Here is a 22,217-nt window from a genome sequence, read left to right as displayed (position 1 = left end):
CCGGGGGCCGCGGTGCTGAAGGCGACACTCAGGAGCTTCCTCGCGCACAAGGGCAGGCTCGCCCTGTCCGCCCTCGCCGTCATCCTCTCGGTCGCGTTCGTCGCGGGCAGCCTGATCTTCTCGGACACGGTGACCCGCACCTTCGACCGCCTGTTCGCCTCCACGTCGGCCGATGTGCTGGTCGCGCCGGAGGAAGACCTCAACGAGGCGGTGCCCTCGGGCCGGACGCCGACCCTGCCCGCCGACCTCAGGGAGAAGGTGGCCCGGGTCGAGGGGGTCGCGGACGCCCATGTCGACGCCTCCGTCGAGAACGTCACCGTCGTCGACCGCGACAACGAACCGGTGGGGCCGACGACCGGCGCCCCGACCGTCGCCACCAACTGGTACGTCACCGACCGCAGCCCCGTGGAACTCACCTCCGGGCACGCCCCGCGCGGGCCGGGCCAGGCGCTCCTGGACGCGGACACGGCCGACACGAAGAGCGTGGAGATCGGCGACACCCTCACCGTCCTCGCCCGCCCCGGCTCCTTCAAGGTCGAGATCGTCGGCATCGCCACCTTCACCACCACGAACCCCGGCGCCGCCCTCGTCTTCCTCGACACCCCGACCGCTCAGCAGAAGCTCCTCGGGTCCAAGGACGCGGCGTCCAGCATCTCGGTGACGGCTGAGAAGGGCGTCGACGACGAGGCGCTGAAGCGCCGGATCGCCGCCGAACTGGGCGCGGGCTACGACCTGAAGACCGCCGACGAGCAGGCCGCGTCCGCCGCGTCCTCGCTCGGCGGCTTCCTGGACGTCATCAAGTACGTGATGCTCGGCTTCGCGAGCATCCGGCCACGTTCTGTTCCGCATCAAGGAACAACTCCGGCACGACCCAGGTACGAATCGACATCGACGGGGCGGCCCACGGGCGGAACGGCTCCACCCCTGGCAGGTCGGCCAGCCGGTCCATGGCCTCCCGCCACAGCCCCGGCCTCCAACGCGTCCAGTGGTTATGGAGCATCGTGTGGGATCCGTATTCCACGGGCAGCGACTGCCACGTCACGCCGGTACGGGCCTTGTGGAGCAGCCCTTCGACAACCTTCCGCGGCTCGCCCCTGCGCATCGCGGCCGGGAACAGATCGGCGATCACTGCCCAGGCATTGTCCGTCAGGTGGGGCACGCACCGCTCGTGCTCATGGAACCAGGCCGACAGCGCGCACGGCGTGCCCTGCCTGCCCTTGGGCGGGTTCTTCGTCACCGTCGCCACCGTGTCGAGCAGTTCCAGCAGCCGCTGCTTCTGCTCCGGGCTGAGGCTCTCCAGCTTCCTGTGCGCCTTCTGTGCCATCGCCAGCAGATCCTGTGCCCGCTGTCCCGCCTGCTCTGTTTCCGCCTGCCACGCGGACGCCTCCGCCCTGAGGCTGGCCAGACTGGCCAGTTCCTCACCGAGCGGCCGGACTGCCGCTGCCGCTGCTTCTTCGGCCTCCTCGTCCGAGGCGCCCTCTTCAATGGCCCCTCGCAACGCGACGCGCAGCGTCACGTTCTTCGTCCGCCGAAGCGCGCTGATCTGCTTGTCCAGGTCGGCTATGCGTTCAGCGTGGTTGATGTTCTGGCCAGCGCTGACGTCGGTCCAGTCCTTCGCCACCTTGCGCAGGCGGTCGATGTCCCCCAGGGCCGCGGCGAACGGGCCCCAGAAGGCGGACTCTGTCACCTCTGCCTCGATGAAGGGGCAGTCGCAGCCACGACCGCCCGAAGACACCGACCCGTTGCAGCGGTAACCGGGAACCCTGCCGTTCTTCCGGTGCCCGGTGTAGCACTCACCGCAGCGTGCGATGAGCCGCCCGCTCAGCCAGTACGTACGGCCGCGGTTCACGGGCGGCCCCTTCTTGACGAGCCGGGCCGCCTCTTCGAGTTCTGCCACTTCCTGCGGGGTGAAGACGGGAGGCAGGTGGATCGTGACGCTCTCGCCGAACAGGGGCCTTCCGTCCCGGTCCAGCCTGGCCTTCGACTTTTTGCGGAAGACAATCCTGGACCGGAGCACGGCATCACCCAGCATGATCTTCTGAAGGTTCTGGTCGGACCAGGGTCTGCCCGACTTCGTGAGCAGCTGCTCCGCATTGAGCACCGCCACCGTGTCCGGCCAGCTTTTTGTCTGGACGAAAAGCCTTCGCCCGCGACCAAGAGTCGGAAGGTCATCCGGATTGAGGACCAGTCGGGACTCGCCTTTGACGCCCTGGCTTGCGATCATGTAACCGAAGGGAACGAAGCCGCCTGTATATCCGCCGTCCTCGGCCTTCTCCTGAAGGCCGCCCTGTGTGCGGTCCCTGATAGTCTCGCGTTCGTCCTCAGCTTTATCGGCGTCCTTGCGCATCCGCGAGCGGCCCTCGTCGGTGGTGTTGTCGTAATCGCCCTTGACGACTGCGGTGTACACCCCGAGGTCTTCCAGCTCCCACACCCACGGCCAGAACGCCCGGTCCCGGCGGCCGATGGCCCTGGCTTCCGCCACGCAGACAATGTCCATGAGCGGCTTGGGTCGGCGGGCATGCCCCATGAGGCGCGTCAGGTCGGGGCGCTCGTGAGCTTCGAGGCTCCCGCTGAATCCGCCGTCGGCGTATATGCCGACCAGGGCGTACCCCTTTTTTGCGAGATACTTGATGACGCGCTTGCCTGTATAGGACAAGCCGTAGCCCTTCTTCTGGTCTTCGGTGGAGACCCGGAGGTAGGCGACGGCCCGGAGCTGCCCCGGCGCAGGGTCCTTGAAGACGGCCCCTATCTCGTCGGCCAGCGCCCGGAGTTCCTCGTTCTCGGGATCCACGAACGCTGATGTCACGACGGTGCCTTCCTGCTGGCTTGGGCCATAGCGCCCGGAGCGGAACAACTGCCGTCAGTATGCCGAGTGCTGGGCCGCCTCAGGGGCCGAACAGTATTTCCATCACCTCCAGGTAGACGGCCGGGTTGGATTCACCGGGGACCCAGGTCAGGGTGATCTCTGGCTCGTGCTCATCGGCGAAATGCCGCCGCAGCCACTCGCCTGCTTCCTCGGGGGTCGGCTTGGACATCGGTCCTCCTGGCCTTTGTGATCGCTACGGCAAGACGGACGGGGCTCTGGGCCGGCGACGCGACCAGAGGGCAGAAAGCGCTTCAAAGTTATGGAGAATTCTCCGCCAAGTCGCAGCGCGGTACGGGAGTTGTGGCTACCCTTACGCCTAGCCATTGCTTCACGGTGTGTCACCGCTCAACTACTGTCCAAGATCCGACGTACATGTACCGGATGGTGGTGCAGTGAAGAGCTGGTGGGGCTATGGTCAACTGCGCGCCGCCGCCAGGCGCCTGAACCGCTGACCAGGTCTTGATCCTTGACCCGTCACGCATGGGAGGATCTGTGCCACCCCCACGCCGAAGAGGGCGACCGTCCCAGGATCCGCACTTGTGCAGCGGCAAGGACTCACCCGTCCGGTGCGCCCGCTGCGGCGGACACCTGTCCGCCACCGTCCATCAGCGGGGCGCGACATACGGGGACGGCGAACCTCGCCGTCACTACCGGTCCCTGAAACCTCCGGGCTGCGGCATGACGGTCGCAGACCAGCGGGTGCTGGACAAAGCCATCGGCGACATGACGCTTCAGCGGCTGACCGACCCTCAGCAGCTCGCCATGGTCAGGAAGATCCAGGCGGAGCACCACGCCCAGCGGGAGCCGTACGAGGAGGAAATCGCCCGGCGGGAAGAGGTCCGGTCCTACTGGGACCGGCGGCTCAACGGCGGCCTGATCACCATCGGCCAGCACGCCGAAGCGGTGGCCGAACTGGACGCCGCCATCGCCTCCGCCCGCGAGGCCCTCGCGCATCTGGCCACCATGCCGGTCCCGGACTTCGATGACCGGACGGCTAGCGAGATCGCTACAGGCTGGGCTTCGGCCACCCCGGTGCAGAGGTACCACGACCTCAGAAAGGTCTGGTGCGGTTTCCAGATCCTCGTGACACCCGGCCCCTCCACCGACGCCGAAGACCAGGTGCGGCACCGGATCTTGCGCCCTAAGCGGATTCTGACCGCAGTTCCTCAGTGAGCGGCGACTTCCCTGTGATCAGCTCCTGGATGCACTCAAGGTCTTCGACATCCTCGCGGTCCATCGGCGCCAGCCCCTGCACCATTCCCCGCGCCCATTCATCTTTGCTGTTTTCGGCCCCGGTCGGCACAGTGCACTCCTCAGTCGCTGGATCAGAGCTGAAGACGGCGGGGGCCGGGCCGCTCCTCATGCGCAGTGGGGGTGCGCCATGAGTGCCCCGGACCACCATCGAAGATGCACGGCCAAGCCGTGTCCGGGGCGACGTCGAACGCGCATCGTGATCACCAGCACCGTTTTAAGGGACGGGCGGCCCGGGGGGTGATCACGATGCTGCGTCCATCGTTTTTTGCTTGTGCTGCCTGATCTTTATTCTCGCGTGGTCGTCACGCTTTCGCCGACCCCCCTACCTGTGGTCATTACAGGGGGCGCAGGGCCCGGGATCAGGAAGGCCCGGCGTGCCCTCCCGGCGTCTGCGTCGGGTGCTTACATGTGCCCTCGCCTCCAGCGTGCAGGAAGTCCGGGTTGCCCTCAGCCCCATCACGTCGGCTCCACACCGCACACAGGAACAGTCGGGTTGATCGCTCACCGCCAGTGGAGGAATTAACCGCTGCCGGTGTGGTGCTCCATATTCCTCCACATGCTCCGCGTGTCAACAAGTCCCGCGATGTCCGGTTCATGATTCTCTCGACCACCCTGGCCACCCATAAGTCGCAACGTCTGTAACGTTCGCCCGTTCTGACACCACATCAGCCACGCTGGCGCACGCCGCCAGCTGCGGGGGAGTGAGCCAGCCACGTGCACATTCGCCACCGTTTCACTGTGCACGGTGCAGAGTCAGGGGGTGCCGTAGATATATGTGCGCATCCGGCTCGCACCCCGTGTGAACCGGCCCGCGGTATGAGGCGTATCTACGCCAAACAGCCCTGCCCCCGCTCCCCTGTGAAGGGGAACGAGGACAGGGCTGCTGGCGTTCAGGCGCGGTCCGGGACGACGAAGCCCCGGACCGCGGTGCCGGTCGGCGGCCGATCCGCCGACTCGGCCAAACGCTGCCGCGAGACGTCGGTGATGTCCTGCCGCGCCGCCGGGTCGGTGTCGTCATAGATCCGCCACTCGCCGGCCGGATCGGCCGCGGGGGCCGCGACGCCGGGCATACCGCACAGACTGAGCAGGCGCTGGAGATGACGCGCTTGATCCTCGTTCATGCGGCCAGCGTACGGCCCCGGCTCCATCAGTTCACCGGCGGCTGCGGCGTCGGCATGGGCCGGATCGTGCACTCCGGTGCGTGCTGGCATTTCGCCGCCACGGACACCAGGGTCCGGTCATCCGGGGCACTCCACAGCTCGTCGTCCGCCGCATAGCCGCACCGGGCGATCAGGCGACGGGTGCGGTTCAGGATCTCGGGGTCGTAGTGCGTCGGGTCCCACCCCGGGTAGTGGTGCACGAAATTGCCGAGTCGCTCGCACAGCTCCGCGTACATCGCCGTGTGCAGAATCAGCGCGTGCCAGCCCTCGTCCACGATGCGCGAGGGGGCGAGCCCCTCCGCAGGGTATGCCGCACAGGCCATCACGAACTTCAGCGCCTCCTCCACGATGCGGCCTGCCATCTCCTCGGACATGTCCGGGTTGGCATCCGCCACCGTGCTGCGGCAGCTCATGAACTGCGCATCAGTGATCAGCATGCGGGGGATCACCGGGTCCGGCCCGCCGGGCGGGTCGGGCGGCAGCGGGTAGGGGGGAGTGGACATAATGAACTTCCTTCCTTCGGGGAGGGTGTGACCCGTCCCGGCTGTCCGCTTCCAGGCAAGGCGGCCGGGACGGGGGCTCACAGGCGGGTCACGACGGCTTGCACGGTGGATCGCACGCCCACAGCTCGGCTCTCTGCTTACGGCCCACACGGTCCCGGTAGGTGACCGTGCCCAGCAGGCGGTCACGGAACAGACGCCCGCCGCACAGCGCGCAGGCCTGTTCCGTGAGCTGGAGATTGCTCAGCGTCCGGGGGTCCGGCAGGACCGCGGTCATGGCGTCCGCCTGTGCTTCGCGTCGCGTGCGGACGCCTTCAGGATTTCGTGCTCCATGGCAGGCCGGACATATGCCGGATCGGCATCCCACTCGCGTCCGCCGTTCGGAGGGCGGAGCTGAAGGCGGGTGCCCAGGTGATCCATCACGCGGCCCAGGCGCTGCCGTGCGGTGTCGATGACCATGGCGCCGGTTTCCCATTCGGTGGTCATGTCTGGCCCCCTCGGAGCGCTTCGAGTTCTTTCTTCAGGGCGGTGATTTCTGCCTTCAGGGCGGTGACCTCTGCGGCCAGCCGTCGGCTCTGCACCAGTTCGCCGGCCAGCCGCCCGGCCACGTCCGGGCGGACGCGTCCGAGGTTCACGAGACCGAGGTGCGGCGACCCGTAATCGACTCCGAGGGAGGGGAAGACGATCCCCGACTCGGCGAGAGCGTCCCGCACCGCCTCCGTAGCCGTGAACGGATCGGCTTCCTGCGGCTCCTGCGTAGTGGCCATGAACTGGACGTTAGGGAGGCCGGGCGGGGCGGCGCCATGCAAGTTCAGCGAAGTTCATTGACGTGCAGCCGAAATTCAGGGAAGTTAACCAGGAAGCTCAACCTCACCCCACACAGGGACCGTTGGGCTCAGCGATGCTTGGTGGATCAGTCTCCCGACGGAGGGAACGATCATGGCGCGACGACTGCGCTTCAACGGCACCGGAAGCGGCGGCGGATCCTGCCCCGCAGTACACGAGGATCTCGACACGGGCGAGGTCATCGTGCACGGCCCCCGGCTCACCGACCCCGAAACCCTCGCCCAGCTCCAGCACATCGACGAGCACGAGATCCCCATCGTCGTACCGCGCAACACGCTGATCGACTTCGGCCCGAAGGACCGCGACGAAGAGCCGCGCATCCTCGACCCGGAGACCTTCGCCGGAATGTTCGAAAACTTCCGGCACAGCGCCTGGCACCTGGAGATGCGCGGACGGTACGCGGTCGACGAAGCCACGGAAACCTACGCCCAGTTCGTCCGCGGCGAGAAGCCGGCGTGGGACATGGATTCACCGTGGGCCCGGACCATCGGCGCCAAGACGCGGGACGGCGCGTACGTCGGCCGCGTGCGCATCGTCGACGACCCGCCCACCGAAGGGCAGCGGTACCTGCTCGCGCACGCTGAGCACAACGACCAGCTGGGCGAGGACGTCCGCATCATGTGGCGCAAGGATGCCGAGCGCCACAATCTGCCCGATGAAGATTTCTGGATCTTCGACTCGCACATCGTCGCCCTCTGCATCTGGGACAGCGACGCCAATCTGACCGGCGCTGAGCTGATCTCGGAGCCCGCGCGCGTCAACCAGTACAGCCGGCTGCGTGATGCCGCACTGCACTACGCCACCCCCTACCGGGAGTTCGTGGCGGCCATGAAGGAAGAGTAGGCAGGTGTACCGGTGAGCACGGACTATCAGCAGGCACGCGAGGATCTCGGAGTCCGCCTCCGGGAGCTGCGGTTAACGGCCCCTGAGGGACGGCTCACCGGTACCCAGCTCGCTGAACGGCTCGGGCCGGGATGGAGCAAAGTCAAAGTCAGCATGCTGGAGAACGGCAGGCAGACGGCGACAGCAGACGACCTGCGTGCGTGGGCAGACGGGACCGGTCACCCCGATGCCTACAGTGAACTGCTCGCCCGGCTACGGGGCTTCGAGTCCCACATCCGCTCATGGCGCCGTCAGCTCTCCGCGGGACACAAATCCGTACAGGACGCCGCCGCGGCAGAGCACAAACGGACACGGGTGCTCACCATCTGGGAGAGCTGCCTCGTCCCCGGTCTGCTCCAGATCCCGGACTACGCCCGTCACGTACTCACCCGGCACGCCGACCTGATGCAGCTGCCGCCGCCGCGGCGGGACACCGAGGACGCCGTACGCGCCCGGATCCAGCGGCAGGAGAGGCTGTACCAGGCAGGCCGCCAGCACCGGGTCATGATGTGGGAAGGGGCACTGCGCTCCCTCATCTGCCCGCCGTCGGTCCTTGCCGCCCAGCTCCACCACCTCGCCAGCGCCATCGGGCTGGACACGGTGGAACTGGGGATCGTCCCCTTCACGGCATCGCTGAAGATCTTCCCGGGCAACAGCTTCTGGGTCTACGACGAACGGCTCGTGATCGTCGAGGACTGGCATGCGGAGCTGTGGATCGACGATGCGGTCAGCGTGGCCACCTATCTCCGCGTCTGGGACACGCTGCGCGAGTCCGCGGTCTACGGCGCCGACGCGCACAACCTGATCAACGCGGCGCGGCGGGCACTCACCGCAAGGTGATACCCGCCGGACTCGGTGCAGCGGGGTACGCCCGCGTTGCACAATGCGGCACCCGTTCCGCCGGGCACGCCCCGACCGTACGCACTGACGGGTCATGGTCACCATGCAGTGCAGGCACCGTCACCCGTATGGGTGACATCCCGCGACGGCACCCGCGCGGCCAGCTCGCAGAGCAGGCGTTCCGCCTCCACGTCACCGGTCGCGGCGCCGCGCGCCAGGACGTCGATGACGTCGTGGGCTTCGTCCAGGGTCAGCAGCGGCAGGCGCATCTCTTGATCCATGCGGGCACCGTAGGACAGAGCGCCGGGGAACGGATGTACCTGTGGATACCTACGCCGCCGCGTACTCGTGGGCCCGCCCGCCCCACCAATGGATCAACGGCGAATCCCCCAGCACCAGTGCCTCGGCATCCTCCAGCCCGGCCCGGCGCAGGAACTCGATGAGGTCGCGGTCATCGTGGGCGAGCCCTAGGATCGCGGACCCCACCGTCACGCGGCGCCCGCCGCTCGGGGACGGGCGGTGCACGACTATCACGGATGCCATGGATCCAGCGTGCAGCGGGGCGCCGGATTCTGCACAACATACGCCCGCTCTGTATCGGGACCGGTACGGTGCGTTATCGACACAACCGGGGGATGCCATGCGCCCGACACCCAAAGTCCTCGTCCTGGCTGCCGCTGCGGCCCTGTCCGTCGCCTCGTGCGGAGGTGACGGCGACGCGGGCAAGAACCCCAAGGAGCCCACCCGGGCCGAATCGCCCACCGCCAAGCCGGAAGCCCCCGCTCTGGGCACAACGGCGCACACCGCCGGCGCGGCCCATCCACTGGGGGGAGGCGGTGGCGGCATGCTCGACATCACGCCGTCCACGATCGCCTACGTCACAAAGGGCACCGGCCAGACACCGGAAGAGGAAGTGTTCGCGGTCGTCGCCTACAAGGCGAAGTCCACCAGAGGCGTCGCCGCCTCGGAGACCGTACCCGCCGAAGCAAAGGGCTGGCAGTGGATCGCACCCGACGGCGAGACAGCCGAGAACAACGGCTTCAGCGCACCCAGCGTCAACGCCAAGGGCTTCACCAACGCGGGCCCGATCCAGCCGGACAGCTTCCAGTGGCGCAGCCAGGTCTTCGACATCACCGAGGCGCAGCGCGGCGGCACGCTGGTCTACACCGACGGCGAGGGCCAGACGTACCGGTGGAAGATGCCCGCCAAGGACGCCGGCCCTGAACTGGCGAAGCTGAAGGCGGGGCTGAAGTAGACGCAGAAGAAGCCCCCTCCGCCCGAAGGCGGAGGGGGCTTCTCGCTGAAGCGGATCAGACCGACTGCACCGGGCGCGCAGGTACCAGCGGGTCGATCTTCGGGATGGGAGTGACCTGGCCTCGGGTCAGGAACACCAGGCCCGCGATGATGATGCCGTTGACGGACGCCACCACCTCCGGGGACACGTCGAAGCCGAACGCCGCTGTGGCGGTGGCGATGACGGCCACCAGACCAGTGAACGCGGCCGGGGCGATGGGGCGGGTGAGGGCTGCGGCGATGGCCGCGAACACCGCACTGATGACTGCGACCAGGTAGCCCGCCTGCGTGCTGGACAGGCCGACATTGAACGCGACGACCAGCGAGAGGATCGCGCCGACGGAGTTCACGATCAGCGCGGGCTCTCTGCCGAACACCTTCATGACTGCCTCACTTCCTAGGGATCTTCAGGACCAGACCCGGATAGATCCGGTACGGGGTCTTCAGCCCATTGACCTTGGCGATGTCCGGCCACCGCACGCCGGTCAGGGCGCCGATGCTGGACAGCGTCTCGCCGGGGCGCACCGTGTGGGTAGCGGGCTTCGGTGCGAGACGGCGGCGGACGCGGCCACGCATCGAGTCCATCGTGAAGCCGCGGGGATCCGGCTTGCCCGGCTGCCACTCCAGGTGACCGATGACGGAGCGCTCCGTCCATTGATGCGCGCGGCACAGCGCGGCGGACGCCCGCTCGATCGCGAGCAGCTGGGCAGCTGGCCAGGGGTCCTCACCGTCGCCGCGGTTCTCGCATTCGAAGCCGTAAAAGTGGCGGTTCCCGTCGGTGTTCGCCTCGTTCCTCGCGGGGAGCGCGGTTTCGTTCTTCACCGCGGTCAGGACATCGTCATCTCCGAGCCCTGCATGGTTCGCGCGGCCGTAGCCGACCAGGTGGACACGGCCGTCCTTGGTGATCACGCCGTGACAGAGCGGACCCGGCAGTCCGGCGTAGCCGCGGCGGCAGATATCCACCGTGCGGGCACTGCCCGACGTCGCCGTGTGATGGATCATCACGCCGTGGACCGGGCCCCACCCGCCGACGTGATTGCGGCTGTGCGCCCTCCAGTCGCCGACCTGAACGACAGTGAGGCCTTCGTCCCGCAGGACGCCCAGGAATCTGACAGTGGTCAGGGGTGACGCCATTACTCCCCCTTCGGGGTATTACCGAACGGTGTTGCGCCGTTCGTGAATTCGGCGCAGTCCAGGGCGCGATAGCCGCTCTCGATGACATCGAAGGCTCGGTCATACGCCTTCGGATCGGCAGCCGCCTTACGGCCCTGCTCAGACTTGGAGCCAAGGAAGATTTCATAGAGAGGGCAGAATGCCTTTCGCCGCGTCTCGGACTGTGCCACGTCCAGACGTTGTGTCAGGTCGTCGATACGGTCCGCATTGCTGTCCACCTGGAACAGACCGAATCCCACCGCAGCCGTGAGCAGCACATCCAGCACAAGACTGACGACCACAATGCGGATCATGCGCCGGTTGCGCTGCGACCGCTTCGCCAGCGCGGTGAACTGGCGGCCGGCGTCCTGTCCCAGCGCTTCGAGTTCTTCGAGCAGCGCCGATGCTGCACTGGCCAGACGGTCCAGCGGGGTGATCCCGGGGTCTTGGGGCCGCGTTCCGTCAGGTGCCTGTGTCACTGTCGCTCCCTCCTGTATCCGGAGGGCTGGCCTCTGCACGCAGCTGCCGCACCTCGGCGAGGAGTTCCTCGGAGAATCCCTCAAGCCGGGCGGCAGTCCTGAGCAGTTCTTCGCGCAGCCTTTCCGATTCAGCAAGCAGCCGGTCAACCGGGCTTTGCCTAGTCATAAACTCAACCCCTGCGTACCGCTGCCAGGGCGTCAGCGACTGCGCGGTTCGCATCGGAAATGGCCTGCGCAGCGGTAGCGATTGTTCCGATGTAGTCATTCCTCACCGTCTCGTTCAGCCTGCGCAGCTCCTCCTCCAGGCGGTCCGCCCGCTCCGCCTCCCTGTCGACCGCCGCCTGAAGCCGCGTGAAAAGAACCCGCACCGCCGCTATCGCCATGACGGCGACCGCGCCGACCGCGCCGTACTGGACGAGCACCCCTGTAACCGGGTCCATCGCACCCCTCAGAGGAAATATTCGAGCTGGTTGAAGCTGATCCACGCAGGGTCTTCGACGACCGGCGTGAAGGTGTGATCGTGCGAGCCGTCGGCGAGGGCGCCGTTCGTGCCGTGGGTGTGCGACGACGTCGGGATCGAGTGCGCGTGGTCATTCACCGACGTCGTGCCGCCGGGCTCACCGTCGGCCGGGTTGCCGTGCTTGTGCGTGGTGGTCGGGATGCTGTGCTTGTGGGACGACGTCGTCCCGGTGTCCCCGCCGTGGTTGTGGTCGTTGTTGGCGATGCCGTGCGTGTGCGACCCCTCGCTGCTGGTGTCGCCGTGGAAGTGATCACTGTTGGCGATCTGGTGCGTGTGTTCGGACGACGTCGAGGTGTCGCCGCCGTTCGGCGCCGTCGTCCCGCCGACCATCGTCACCGAACCCGACGTCTCGATGTCGACCTTCACCACGTTGCTGCCGCCGTTGGCCGTGCGCGTGACCAGCAGCGAACGCCGGGCGGTGGGGCGGTACTTCTCCCCCAGGTCGGTGCAGACCACCGTGCCGGACGATCTGTTCGCAGCGCCCTTGAACTGAACCTTCCAGCTGCCGTGATCCCAGATGCGCCGCACCTCTACGTTGCCGTTGCTATTGCCGTTGTGCGTGAAGCCCGCGGCCAGCGGGACGGTGGTCCACCCGCTCTCGCTGAACTGCCCGGCAATCTCCCCGAGCGCGACCAGGTCGGTCCCCTGCTTGATGATCAGGACTGTGTCGCCGACTTCTGGCGCGTAGCTGTCGATGTAGCGGACGCCCGGGATCTCGGTGGTGTCCCCGCTGATCTGCACGCCCAGCGTCGGAGGCGCAGCCGCGGAGGCGATACTGGAGACCGTGCCCTTGCGCAGCGTCGCCGGATCGAAGGCGAGCAGCGTCTGCTTCGCGATCTCCGCGGCCAGCTCGCGGATCGCGTTCAGCTGCGCCGCGGCTGCCGCCTCGGCTTCGGCCGCGGCACCCTGCACCGCGGCTTCGTCAGGCGAAACCGGCGGCTCTGCCGGGACAGTCTCGCCCGGGTCGGAAGGCGTGGTCATCCGCCCCCCTGCCGCTTCTGTCTGAGCGTCAAATTCTGAGTGCCCTTGGCGTCCAGCGGGATGTTGAAGCTGTCGACGGCGTACAGGCCGCTGACGTGCGCCCGCTCCCGCACCACCTCGACCACCGCGCCGGCCTCGAAGCCGGGATTGACGATGCCGCTGATCGAGAGCTGTGAGGAGAAGCCGAGCAAATTACGGAGCAGCTGGTCGGCGGTGGCCTGCGCCTCCTCGGCAGTCTTGATCAACTGGTCGGTGATGAACTGGGGGACCTGTCCGTACGGACCCAGGTGATACGTCGCCGACGTGGGCTCTTCGTCCCAGGCGACCGCCCTCACCGCGGGCAGCTCATCCCCCGGCGACTCCCCCGTCAGGACGATCCCGTTGAAGCCCGGCTCGTCCGTCAGTACGCGGGAAAGGTCGAGCATCGTGCACCGCTCGCCCTCGATGTACTGAAAGTCGGGACTGGGCAGAGCGTCGATATCCGGCGGCGGCGCGATCACCACCCAGCCTTCGACGTCGAAATAGATGTCGCAGCCGAGGGACTGCGCGAGGACGGTGACCGCGTCCCACGGGTCATCGCCGACGTCGTACAGGCGCGGCGCCGTTGTCGCCCTGGTCGTGCTGATCGCGTCATAGCTGAGGTCGTCGAAGGTCCGCGCGAGGATGCTCTTGATCGCGTCGATGATGTTCGTGCCCGTCTCGATGACGTACGGGCTGATGAACTTGTCCCTCGCCACCGTGCGGCTCAGGTCATAGGCCTCCAGCTGGATGTCGGGAGACCCGCCCGTCTGTTCCTGGATCGACACCTTGGCCAGCCGGAACACGCCCAGGGGCAGCACTTCGATCTCGCCTTTGGGATGCTCCGGAGTGGGGGCGTACCGCACACCCCGGTACGGGCGCAGCTCGGTGCCGTACGGGGTCAGCAGAGAGGTTGTGCCGCTGGGGACCAGGGTGCCCAGAGGATCTACGCAGGTGGCCTTGCAGGTCCGCCGGATCGCGGCCGTGCGGTCGCAGGAGACGTCGCCGCCCGTCGCGGGGAGGCGAGTCCGCTCCTGCGTCGGAGAGATCACGTCCACGTAGCTGTAGACCTGGTGGGACCGGCGGATCTCGGAGAGCAGGCGGGCCGACGCACGCTGAACCACCGTCCCGCCCCCTTTCGCTACTCGGGTGGCGCGACTTCCACGAAGGTCAACTTGACGAAGCGCAGCGGATCGACGAAGCGCTGCCCGCTCACCTGGACTTCCGCCTGGATGTCGCCGACCGGGCGCACCCACCACGCATGATCGACATTCGTCTGGAGGAAGAGCGTGCGGCCCGAACGGAGCAGCGCCCGCAGCGGGGCGTACTCCTCCCGCTTGAGGATCAGCGTCAGCTCGATCGCATCTCCCTTGAAGCCTTCCGACAGGACCACCGGACGGTCCTCTCCGAGCGGTTGGTACATGACACTCGTGCCGGTCGTCCCCACCTGGAGAGGCTCCGCTTTCACCCTCAGAGCGACCTTGGCATCGGGGTCGGTGATGTCCTTCAGCCACCAGTTCAGCGCCGTCAGCGACACCTCATCCGACGGTGGCCCGAAGCCGGACACGAACCGGTCCCCCGCCAGGCCGAAGCTGACGGTCTGCGCCCGGTACTTGCGGTTTACAAGCGGGATCACCGTGTGGTCCGTGTAGGTCGCGATGCCGGACAGCGGGTCATAGGCGGGAGGGCTCGTGTCCAGACCGGGCAGGACCTGCCAGTCCCCGTACCCCGCACCGTCATCGTCTGCGTACTCGATCACCGGGGCATGCCAGACAGCGTGCGTGCTGCGGCCTGTGCCGTTGCGCCAGACCCCCGACGGACCGAGCATGATGCCGACCCGGTCGAAGTAGACGAGATCGCTTACAGCGCGGTCGGTGACGGACACCTCGCCCTTGATGCGGGTCGTGCCCTCCGGGATGTCATACGTCCCCGAGGACTTGGCCCACGTCGCCGTACCGAAGCTCGCGCCCTGGATCGTCTGGCTGCTGATCAGCTGGTTCGCCCGGTAGAAGTGCAGCGTCAGATACGGGGTGCCGCTTGCCGAACCGAGGAACCCCGAGGTGAACGTGACCTTGCTGTCGGCCAGCTGCATGATCTGCGGATCGATCCCGGAGACGTCGACCGCGTCCGGCATCGTCGCCACCGTGCGGCCGGCGACCAGCGGGACGGCCGGTTTGATCAGGCCGACCCAGGACGCAGCAGAATTGAACTCGCTGCCCGATCCCGGCGTGAACGCCGCAGTCACCGACGTCGCGCCGATCGGCACCACGCCGTTGGAGTCGTACACCCCGGTGGTCAGCCACGGATCACTACTGCCCACCGTGACGTCACTGCGCTCTGTCTCGTTTGCCCCCGGGGCGGGAGCACCGGGGAGCGGCTTGATGATGCCGACCCATGAGGCGCCCGCGTAGAAGTTGCGGTTCAGTGAGCCGGTACGCGAGTGCGAGCCAGTACCGACCGGCCCGTTGGAGTCGGCCATCATCAGCGTCGCCGTGCGGTACTGCCAGTAGGAGATCTGGTACTCGGCCGCGTTGTCCGAGCGCTCCGCAACCTCCGTCGTGCTGCCCCACTCCGTGTAATAGTCGCCGCTCGACCCGAAGGCGCTGATCCGCCAGGCGCGCGAGTCAGTGTTCGAGACCGTCGCCGTGGCCACGGTGTTGCCGCTGCCGGACTGGCTCGCGTCCTCCGCAATGAACTGATTCGCCGCTGAGTCCGCGTTCCGGTAGGCCGACACCTGCGTGACGATGGGTTTGACCGTGGCGCTGAGTGTCCCCGTCCAGCTGCTCGGTTCGCTGCTGCCCGCCGTCCGCTTCAGCACTGCGAAACGCAGCGACGCCGTGCCATCCGCCTCCGTGAGCTGCCGGACCACCGTCCATCCCGACGGCGCCGTAAGCGTCGCAATCACTGTGTCCGAGATGGCGACCGTGGCGACCATCAGGTCACCGGACACCACTCCGGACGGGCGGTTGATGACGTAGCTGGTCGCGTTGCTGGCCGTCGTCCAGGCGGTGCCCTTGCCGACATAGGAGATGTCGGCGCTCGAAGTGGGCGGCGCGATGTTGGCGACCACCGAGCCGCCGGTCACGTTGTCGCTCACCGCGAACGCGCTGATCCGCCACGCGTTGGCGTCGGTGTTATTGAGCAGGGCTGACGTCAGGTAGAGCGGTGTTCCCGTCCCCCTGGTCAGCACGCCTTCAGCGATGAACTGATCCGCAGCATCAGCTGCTCCCGAGTACGCGACGACCACGGCGTAGCGCCGGGTGCTCGACACGCTCAGGCTGCCGTCCGTCCAGGTCGACGGCTCGGAGCCGCCTGCGGTGCGCTTCAGGATGAAGAGCGCCGTGTCCGTGGACCCGTCGTCGATGCTCGCCGTGTTGACCGCCGTCCAGCCTGCTGGCGGAGTGATGGTCCCGAATTGATTCGAGCTGACGAAGGCGACCATGAGGTCGCCGACCACGACGCCGGCCGGCTTGCTCAGCGTGAAGTCCGTGCCGGACGTCGGCGACGTGAAGGCGGCGCCGGTCGCACGGAATCCGAGGCTCGGGGTGATGCCCGTGTACGTCAGGCGTTTCGTCAGCGTGCCGTGGGAGCCCGCACCCGTTACCGCCACGCGGGAGATGGTGCTGCCTGCGCCGGCGACCCAGTTGTCCCCGACCGGGTCATCGCCCGTCGCAGAGAAAGCGGGCAGAATGTTTCGGCTCGTATGCCCGCCGTCAGACCACGGGGCGCCCGCCCCGTACATCAGTCCGACGTGATCCACGTGGTGAACCTCAGCGAGCGCCGGTGACGCCACTTCGACTTCGACCTTGGCGTACACCGTCGCCGCAGGAGAGGTGCCGGTTGCGACGACCTCAGTCCACGTGGAACCGGAGTCGGTGCCCGTGCCGGTAACTGTGCCCGCGAGATCGGTGAAGGTGTTGTCGTAAAAGCGGATGCGGACACTGCACACCCTGGCCGTCACCGCGGCACGCAGCTGCGCCCGCACGGTGACCGGCGAGCCCGGCGCCAGCTCCACGAAGGGACTGAGCACGGACATCGCCGCAGCACTGGACGAGGTCAGCTTCAGCGAGGCGACGCCCGCGAAGTACACAGAGGTGTCCTGTGCCGCGGTGCAGTTCGCCATTGTGTACTCGGGAGCGTCCGTCAGGGTCTCGAAGTCCGCGGACTGGACAGAGAGCAGGTTCGAACTGTCCCGCAGCGTCAGGGCTACCGCGGAGGCGTAGCTGTCCGGGACGACGCTGACGACGCCGATGCCCGGCGTGCCGGACACCGTGTGATCATCACCAGGCACGCCAGGGCTCGGACCCTGTACCGCGAAGGCGCGGCCCACCCAGACGCTCTTGGCGCCGTAGGACGAGTACACCCGCACGTACACGGAGTACTGGTCAGGATTGATCGATGTCGGGAGCGTCTGTGACGTGATGTCGCCGGACACCGTGGTCGCATAGACCGGTGGCGTGGTGTTCGGTGCGAAGGTGGATTCAGCGGCCTGGATTGCCGTGAAGATCCGGTACTCGGCTTTCGCCTGCGGATCCCCGTCGGCCTGCGCGTACGTCCAGCTGATGGCCGGCGACGGCGTGAGCACGGTACCCGTCGGCGCCTCGACGCTGACGGTCGGCCGCACCCGGTAGTTGATCTGCACCCATACCTTGTAGACGCGGATGCAGTGCAGCGACGCCGCGTAGCTGAAGACCTGGCAGAGCAGCTTGTTCAGTCGGTGAATGTCCCACGGATAACCGAGCGGGTCCCGCTGGTAGGTCGCCACCTCATAGTCTGTGATCGTCTGCGTCAGCGGGATGGTGCGCGAGGTGAAACGGCTCGTGTCGTCCAGGCAGGACACGTTGATGGTGAGAGTGCGATTCTGGCTGTCCATCTTCCGTGCCCGCACCTTGACCGTCACGGACGTGATGACCGCACCTTCCGGCACAGTGCCGATGTCCACCGGGAACCTGACGCAGGCCCGCCCTTTGTGGGGCGGGTTCCAGCAGTACTTGCTGTCGTCATCGTTGTTCCAGCAGTGGAAAAGCCTGCTCACCAGCGAGCCGACCAAGCCCCAGCCCTCGTTGCGGAAATCGTCGTTGCACAGGTGAGACAGGCCCGTCACGGTCGCCTCCCCACCCCTTGCTTGATGGCCATGGTCAGCTTCGGGACCAGCTCGCGTTGCAGCTTGTCGACCGTGCCCGGCGTCGCATTGCCCTGGACGGTGACGGGCACGTTCACCTCGACGGTCGTCGTGCCGCCGTTGCCGACCAGATCCCGCAATGCGGCATTGGACTCGACGCGCTCGCCGCCCCGGAAACCGACCAGTTCGGGACCGTGCTCGCCCACGATCGCGGGCCCGCTGCGGGCGCCCGGAGTTCCAAGGCCGTACCAGTTGTTCGACTTCTGAAATGAATTGGCCTTGGAGGGGTTTCCATAACGCGACTTAATATATCCCAAACCCCACTTGATCTGCGTTGCGGGATTTGTCTTCCAGTCCGCACCCGCGCTCTTCATTTTCGATCCCGGCAAACTTTGGGGAATGCCGTACGCGTCTGAGCTGGGGTTATCTGCATTCCAGCGCCAGCCTGATTCGCGATTCCACAGGGCTTCCAGAGCAGACCAGTGAGACGACCAGCCGCGACCTGCATTCAGGCTCTTGCCGGTTGCCTTGGCCGCAGACACCGACTTGCCGGAAGTGATCCCGCCCTTATAGGTGTCGGGTCCTCCGTCGGCCAGTCCGTTCTTTCCCGCATGGAAGTCCCGGACCTGCTGCGCGGCGGCGCTGCTCACCGTCGGGTCGCCCACGGCGATGCCATGGATGTGCGGCACAAATCCTTCAGCCGGCGTGCGGCGCCAGGCCGCGAACCCGGACGAACGCATAGCGCCGACAATCGAGTCCCTAGCAGGGCCGAGGTCGACCGCCCCGCCACCGGAGTGCGTACCGCCAGACGCCTTGACGCCGTTGTTGAAACTGCCCTGCATCATTGAGAAGCTCGTCTTGGCCAGCTTGGCTGCGTGACCGAGCATCGCCGCGGTACGCCGGTTGACAACAACCCCGCCGTACGTCTGCTTGTTGCCGTCTCCAGACTTCCACTTCGCCCACGGAATGAATCCGCCCCCGCCCCCGGTGTCCGGGGCAACGTCGTTGTCCGACACCCAGGACTTGGCGGTCTTGGCCATCTCGTCGATCATGCCGACGCCCATGTTCTCCAGGGCGGTGCCGTCGCCCGGGACAACCTTGCGGACCGCCCCCTTGCCCAGCTTGGCCACACCGTCGACTGCCGCCCCGAAGGGGCCAGAGATCGCACCCAGGGCCAAGTCCTTCAACTTGCCAAGGGCGTTCTTGATGATGCCGTCAGGAACCAGATCGGGACCGAAGTCCCCGCCCCACCCCGTCCCGAAGATGCCGCCGCCGTCACCGAACCGGTGGTCACCGTCGGAGTACGTGCGCACATTCGCGCCGCCCATTGCCTGGCTGCGCAGCGCAGCGACGGCTTCATGGCCGCCGGCCCCTGCAACCTCCTTGGCCGTCCACACGTGCTCACCCGCGGACAGCCGCGCGACGATCGAGTCCGACGTGCCCGACCCCGGGCCGTTCACTTCTCCGCCCTTTGCGAAACCGGGCAGTTTAAATTCGGGCAGCTCTGAAGCCCCGAACTTTGTCGCTACAACATTCCACAACTTCCGGATTCCGGAGTTGTACACCACGTTGACGATCGCCTGCACGGGGGCCATGACGACCTTCTTCAGGGCATCCCAGGCCTTACCGATTGCTTTCACCGCAGAGTCAAAAGCATTCGGGATCGTCTTGGTGAAGAAGTCACGGACCGGATTCCAGAACGTATTCCGGAGCCACGTGGAGCCCGTACTGAAGATCTCACGCAGCTTGTCCCACAACGCCCCGGCGGCGGCGGAGATACCGTTGGCCGCCGTCTGGAAGAACGTCCGTATGGCCGTCCAGCCGGTGTTCCAGATTCCGGCCACAGCCGTAATGAACGCCTGGACTGCGGCCCGCATAAGGTTCCATGCAGCTTGGGCAATGGAAACGATATTATTGAGGATCGTCTGGAAAATGTTGCGGATGGCCGTCCACGCCGTGTTCCACAAGTTCTGAAGCGCCGTAAGGAATACCTGGAACGACGAACGCAGCGCATTCCAAGCGGCAGTCGCTATGTTCTGAATCGCTGTCCACGTCGCACGGAACGCGGCAGTGAAGACACCCGCGAACGCAGCGAAGGCCGCGAGGAGGACGTTCAGCAGGGCCTGCCACGCCGTCCTCAGGACATTCCATACGGCAGAGGCGGCGTCCTTGATGGCGTTCCAGGCTGCACCCCACCGGCCCGTGAACACAGCGGCGAAGGCCAGGAAGACCGCAGTGACTACCGCCCATAGTGCCTGCCACGCTGCCTTGATTACGTTCCAGATACCGGTGGCTATCGCGGCGATGACATTCCAGGCTCCGGAAAATGTGGCACTGAACGTCGCGTAGAAGACGTTCCATATTCCGGTGACCGTGGCCCAGACGACCCGCCAGAATCCGATGAGGATTGACCAGGCTGTCTGTGCCGCACCGGCCAGCCAGGCCCAGCCAACCTGCCAGGAACCGGACAGAATTGCCCAGCCGACCTGATACACCGAAGTGATTACAGCCCACACCAGCCGCCACGCAGCGGTAAACACGTTCCATACCGCAATTCCCGACGCAATGAGACTGGCCCAGGCAGTCGTGAAGACCGGACCAAAAGAAGCCCAGAATCCACTCCACACAAATGTGGCACCGGCCCAAAGGACTGCCCAGGCTGCGCTCAGCGCGTTCCAAATGTTCTGCGCCGCCAGCTGCACCTCTGGCCAGACGGTGTTCCACATTTCCACGAACGGACCGATGAAACCCTGCCACGCTACAGTCAGAGCCCCCCAGACAGCGCCCCACCCAGCAGAAAGCCAGCCCAGGAAATTCGACCAACCCGTCCGGAGCGCACCCCAGACAGCGAAAGCCGCCGTCTTGATTCCACCCCAGATCTCGGACCAGTGCGTCGCGATAAATATAAGAACACCGATCGGCCCCATGAGCCCGAGCAGCAGCTGGCCCCACCCCTGGGAGATGAAATTCCAGACCGCCAGAGCGGTAGTCTTAACGGCATTCCATGTCGCGTTCCACGCCGTCTTGAGCGCCGCGAGTACCGTGTCCCAGTTCTTGACCAGAAAGTAGATTCCAACAGCCAGGGCCGCGAGAGCAACGACGACCAGACCGATCGTCAAAGCCATGCCGAGAAAGATGATGCCCATGCCGCTCGCTGCGATGGCCAGGACCGCGGTAACTGTCGCAGCAATACCAGCCACCACGTTGTAGACGAGTAGGGCCGCATTCCATGCGAGCCAAGCCCGCACAAGATTGGCCAACAGCTCAGGCGGCAGCGAACCCAGCACTTTGAGCAGCACCGTGAGGACACTGAAGGAATCGCCGCTGAGATCGGCAGCCGCCTTCGCGATATTCCCAAGAGCCGTCACCAGCGCCGAAAAGAATTCCCTGACGTCCGGCGCGACAGAATGCACCTTGTCGAGGAAACGCGTGAAGCCCCCACCCTCACCCCACGAATTGGCGCTTTTTGCACCTGCGGCTATCGACTCGAAAAGCCGGTTCCCGTACGGGAGAAAATCGCGGAAGCCCTGGCCGAGAACGCCCAGCATTCGCTGGGCAGACTTGATGAAGTTCTCCAGGGCCGGAACACCCTGCGCCACCATGATGTCGATGAACTGGTCGAGCCCCGGGCCGTCCATCCATGCCGCGAAGTCCTTGGCGAGCCTCGTGATGACAGGGCTGACAGCCTTGACCAGCGGCGTGAACTTCTCGAAGTTGCGCGCGAGGGCGCCCATGACAATCGAGACGGGAGTGAGCGTGTCCTTCTCGGTCGCCTTGATGAACTCGCCCCAGGCGCCCTTCATGTCCGAGGTGGCTTTTACGTACTTCTGCTGTACCGGCGTCAGCCCGTCGATGATGGTCTTGAGGTTCTTCTTCGCCTCGTTGACCTTCTTGAGCTGCTCCTCGTACGCCTTCGTGCCCGGTGTCAGACCGGCAAGAGTCTCCTTCTGCTTTTCGAGGGCATCTCTCGCACTCTTGGTAGCGCCGTTCGTCGCCTTGATGGCGCCGAAGAGAGCACCTCCGAAAACGCCCGCAGCAAGGCCCGCTGCTGCGCCGGCCGCGGCGAGCCCGCCCGCCACCCCCGTAGCCGCAACCGCGATGGGAACGAGGGCGGGGGCGAAGGCCAGCGCGGCGTTCGTGACGGACGTCAGCTGCTTGCCGATATTCGACGCGGCCTTGTCCATGGCGCGCAGGCCGTTGTCGAAATCGCTGATATCCCGGCGGGCGCGGCGAAGACCGGCGCCGCTGTAGGTCGACGTGACCGTGAACGCCAGCGAAGTGATGGTGGCCAAGACCGTGCACCA

At 66.4% G+C, this 22,217-nt stretch carries 21 protein-coding genes and 1 pseudogene; 5 read left to right on the top strand and 17 right to left on the bottom strand.

Annotated elements, in window-relative coordinates:
- Positions 1-12 precede the first annotated feature (12 nt).
- Positions 13-828, top strand: a pseudogene (locus IG54_RS39935) (ABC transporter permease); the annotation flags it as partial.
- On the opposite strand, the gene IG54_RS0104180 reads toward IG54_RS39935, so the two are convergent.
- Together IG54_RS0104180 and IG54_RS41890 are read right to left on the bottom strand one after the other, a co-directional pair.
- Positions 797-2,791: a recombinase family protein gene (locus tag IG54_RS0104180; RefSeq protein WP_234335964.1), complete on the bottom strand. Its 1,995-nt coding sequence runs from the start codon at positions 2,789-2,791 to the stop codon at positions 797-799. The pseudogene IG54_RS39935 and the gene IG54_RS0104180 overlap by 32 nt on opposite strands.
- 94 nt (positions 2,792-2,885) lie before the next feature.
- On the bottom strand, positions 2,886-3,035 hold the full coding sequence (locus IG54_RS41890) for a hypothetical protein (RefSeq protein WP_158708814.1): 150 nt from the start codon (positions 3,033-3,035) through the stop codon (positions 2,886-2,888).
- 509 nt (positions 3,036-3,544) lie between these two features.
- On the opposite strand from IG54_RS41890, the gene IG54_RS0104170 reads away from it, so the two are divergent.
- Entirely contained in the window at positions 3,545-4,039 is a 495-nt protein-coding gene (locus IG54_RS0104170) for a hypothetical protein (protein WP_030777412.1), read from the top strand.
- A 971-nt stretch (positions 4,040-5,010) separates the two neighbouring features.
- Here IG54_RS0104170 and IG54_RS0104165 read toward each other — a convergent pair.
- The 5 genes from IG54_RS0104165 to IG54_RS37620 form a co-directional block, all read right to left on the bottom strand.
- Entirely contained in the window at positions 5,011-5,241 is a 231-nt protein-coding gene (locus IG54_RS0104165; RefSeq protein WP_030777410.1) for a hypothetical protein, read from the bottom strand.
- A 26-nt stretch (positions 5,242-5,267) separates the two neighbouring features.
- On the bottom strand, positions 5,268-5,783 hold the full coding sequence (locus tag IG54_RS0104160) for a glycine-rich domain-containing protein (RefSeq protein WP_030777408.1): 516 nt from the start codon (positions 5,781-5,783) through the stop codon (positions 5,268-5,270).
- Between the two features lie 88 nt (positions 5,784-5,871).
- Complete coding sequence (locus tag IG54_RS0104155; protein WP_030777406.1) at positions 5,872-6,057, bottom strand: hypothetical protein; 186 nt, start codon at positions 6,055-6,057, stop codon at positions 5,872-5,874.
- Positions 6,054-6,266 carry a hypothetical protein gene (locus IG54_RS0104150; protein ID WP_030777404.1) on the bottom strand — a complete coding sequence of 71 codons (213 nt, stop codon included), beginning with the start codon at positions 6,264-6,266 and terminating at the stop codon, positions 6,054-6,056. The genes IG54_RS0104155 and IG54_RS0104150 overlap by 4 nt, the downstream gene beginning before the upstream one ends.
- Positions 6,263-6,547 (bottom strand): hypothetical protein, encoded by a 285-nt coding sequence (locus IG54_RS37620; RefSeq protein WP_158708813.1) that lies wholly within the window; start codon positions 6,545-6,547, stop codon positions 6,263-6,265. The genes IG54_RS0104150 and IG54_RS37620 overlap by 4 nt, the downstream gene beginning before the upstream one ends.
- A gap of 172 nt (positions 6,548-6,719) precedes the next feature.
- Between IG54_RS37620 and IG54_RS0104140 the strand changes: the two genes are divergently transcribed.
- Together IG54_RS0104140 and IG54_RS0104135 are read left to right on the top strand one after the other, a co-directional pair.
- Positions 6,720-7,469, top strand: a complete 750-nt coding sequence (locus IG54_RS0104140) for a DUF6879 family protein (protein WP_030777399.1) — start codon at positions 6,720-6,722, stop codon at positions 7,467-7,469.
- Positions 7,470-7,481: 12 nt separating this feature from the next.
- Complete coding sequence (locus tag IG54_RS0104135) at positions 7,482-8,348, top strand: helix-turn-helix domain-containing protein (protein ID WP_030777390.1); 867 nt, start codon at positions 7,482-7,484, stop codon at positions 8,346-8,348.
- Positions 8,349-8,446: 98 nt separating this feature from the next.
- Here the strand turns inward: IG54_RS0104135 and IG54_RS41885 are convergent, their stop codons facing one another.
- Together IG54_RS41885 and IG54_RS0104125 are read right to left on the bottom strand one after the other, a co-directional pair.
- Positions 8,447-8,629: a hypothetical protein gene (locus IG54_RS41885; protein ID WP_158708812.1), complete on the bottom strand. Its 183-nt coding sequence runs from the start codon at positions 8,627-8,629 to the stop codon at positions 8,447-8,449.
- A 49-nt stretch (positions 8,630-8,678) separates the two neighbouring features.
- Positions 8,679-8,891, bottom strand: coding sequence for a hypothetical protein (locus tag IG54_RS0104125; RefSeq protein WP_030777388.1), 213 nt, complete (start codon positions 8,889-8,891; stop codon positions 8,679-8,681).
- Positions 8,892-8,988: 97 nt separating this feature from the next.
- On the opposite strand from IG54_RS0104125, the gene IG54_RS0104120 reads away from it, so the two are divergent.
- A complete protein-coding gene (locus IG54_RS0104120) occupies positions 8,989-9,603 on the top strand; it encodes a hypothetical protein (protein WP_030777386.1) in 615 nt (204 codons plus the stop codon).
- Between the two features lie 55 nt (positions 9,604-9,658).
- On the opposite strand, the gene IG54_RS0104115 is transcribed toward IG54_RS0104120, so the two are convergent.
- From IG54_RS0104115 to IG54_RS42450, 8 genes are all read right to left on the bottom strand, one after another.
- The gene (locus IG54_RS0104115) at positions 9,659-10,024 is read right to left on the bottom strand and encodes a hypothetical protein (protein WP_051819253.1); all 366 of its coding nucleotides are present in this window, start codon (positions 10,022-10,024) and stop codon (positions 9,659-9,661) included.
- Between the two features lie 7 nt (positions 10,025-10,031).
- The gene (locus IG54_RS37615) at positions 10,032-10,775 is read right to left on the bottom strand and encodes an N-acetylmuramoyl-L-alanine amidase (RefSeq protein WP_030777382.1); all 744 of its coding nucleotides are present in this window, start codon (positions 10,773-10,775) and stop codon (positions 10,032-10,034) included.
- On the bottom strand, positions 10,775-11,272 hold the full coding sequence (locus IG54_RS0104105; RefSeq protein WP_030777380.1) for a hypothetical protein: 498 nt from the start codon (positions 11,270-11,272) through the stop codon (positions 10,775-10,777). Before IG54_RS0104105 ends, IG54_RS37615 begins: the two co-directional genes overlap by 1 nt.
- 170 nt (positions 11,273-11,442) lie before the next feature.
- The gene (locus tag IG54_RS0104100; protein WP_158708811.1) at positions 11,443-11,694 is read right to left on the bottom strand and encodes a hypothetical protein; all 252 of its coding nucleotides are present in this window, start codon (positions 11,692-11,694) and stop codon (positions 11,443-11,445) included.
- 26 nt (positions 11,695-11,720) lie between these two features.
- Entirely contained in the window at positions 11,721-12,773 is a 1,053-nt protein-coding gene (locus tag IG54_RS0104095; RefSeq protein WP_158708810.1) for a hypothetical protein, read from the bottom strand.
- Entirely contained in the window at positions 12,770-13,915 is a 1,146-nt protein-coding gene (locus tag IG54_RS0104090; RefSeq protein WP_030777373.1) for a DUF5047 domain-containing protein, read from the bottom strand. The genes IG54_RS0104095 and IG54_RS0104090 overlap by 4 nt, the downstream gene beginning before the upstream one ends.
- Before the next feature lie 17 nt (positions 13,916-13,932).
- Complete coding sequence (locus IG54_RS0104085; RefSeq protein ID WP_030777369.1) at positions 13,933-17,895, bottom strand: hypothetical protein; 3,963 nt, start codon at positions 17,893-17,895, stop codon at positions 13,933-13,935.
- Positions 17,892-22,205: a hypothetical protein gene (locus IG54_RS42450; RefSeq protein ID WP_030777366.1), complete on the bottom strand. Its 4,314-nt coding sequence runs from the start codon at positions 22,203-22,205 to the stop codon at positions 17,892-17,894. Before IG54_RS42450 ends, IG54_RS0104085 begins: the two co-directional genes overlap by 4 nt.
- Between the last annotated feature and the right edge of the window lie 12 nt (positions 22,206-22,217).

Origin of the sequence: Streptomyces sp. NRRL S-920 (genome assembly GCF_000717945.1) — a bacterium.
Lineage (GTDB): Bacteria > Actinomycetota > Actinomycetes > Streptomycetales > Streptomycetaceae > Streptomyces > Streptomyces alboniger.
This window is presented reverse-complemented; position numbering and strand designations above follow the sequence as displayed.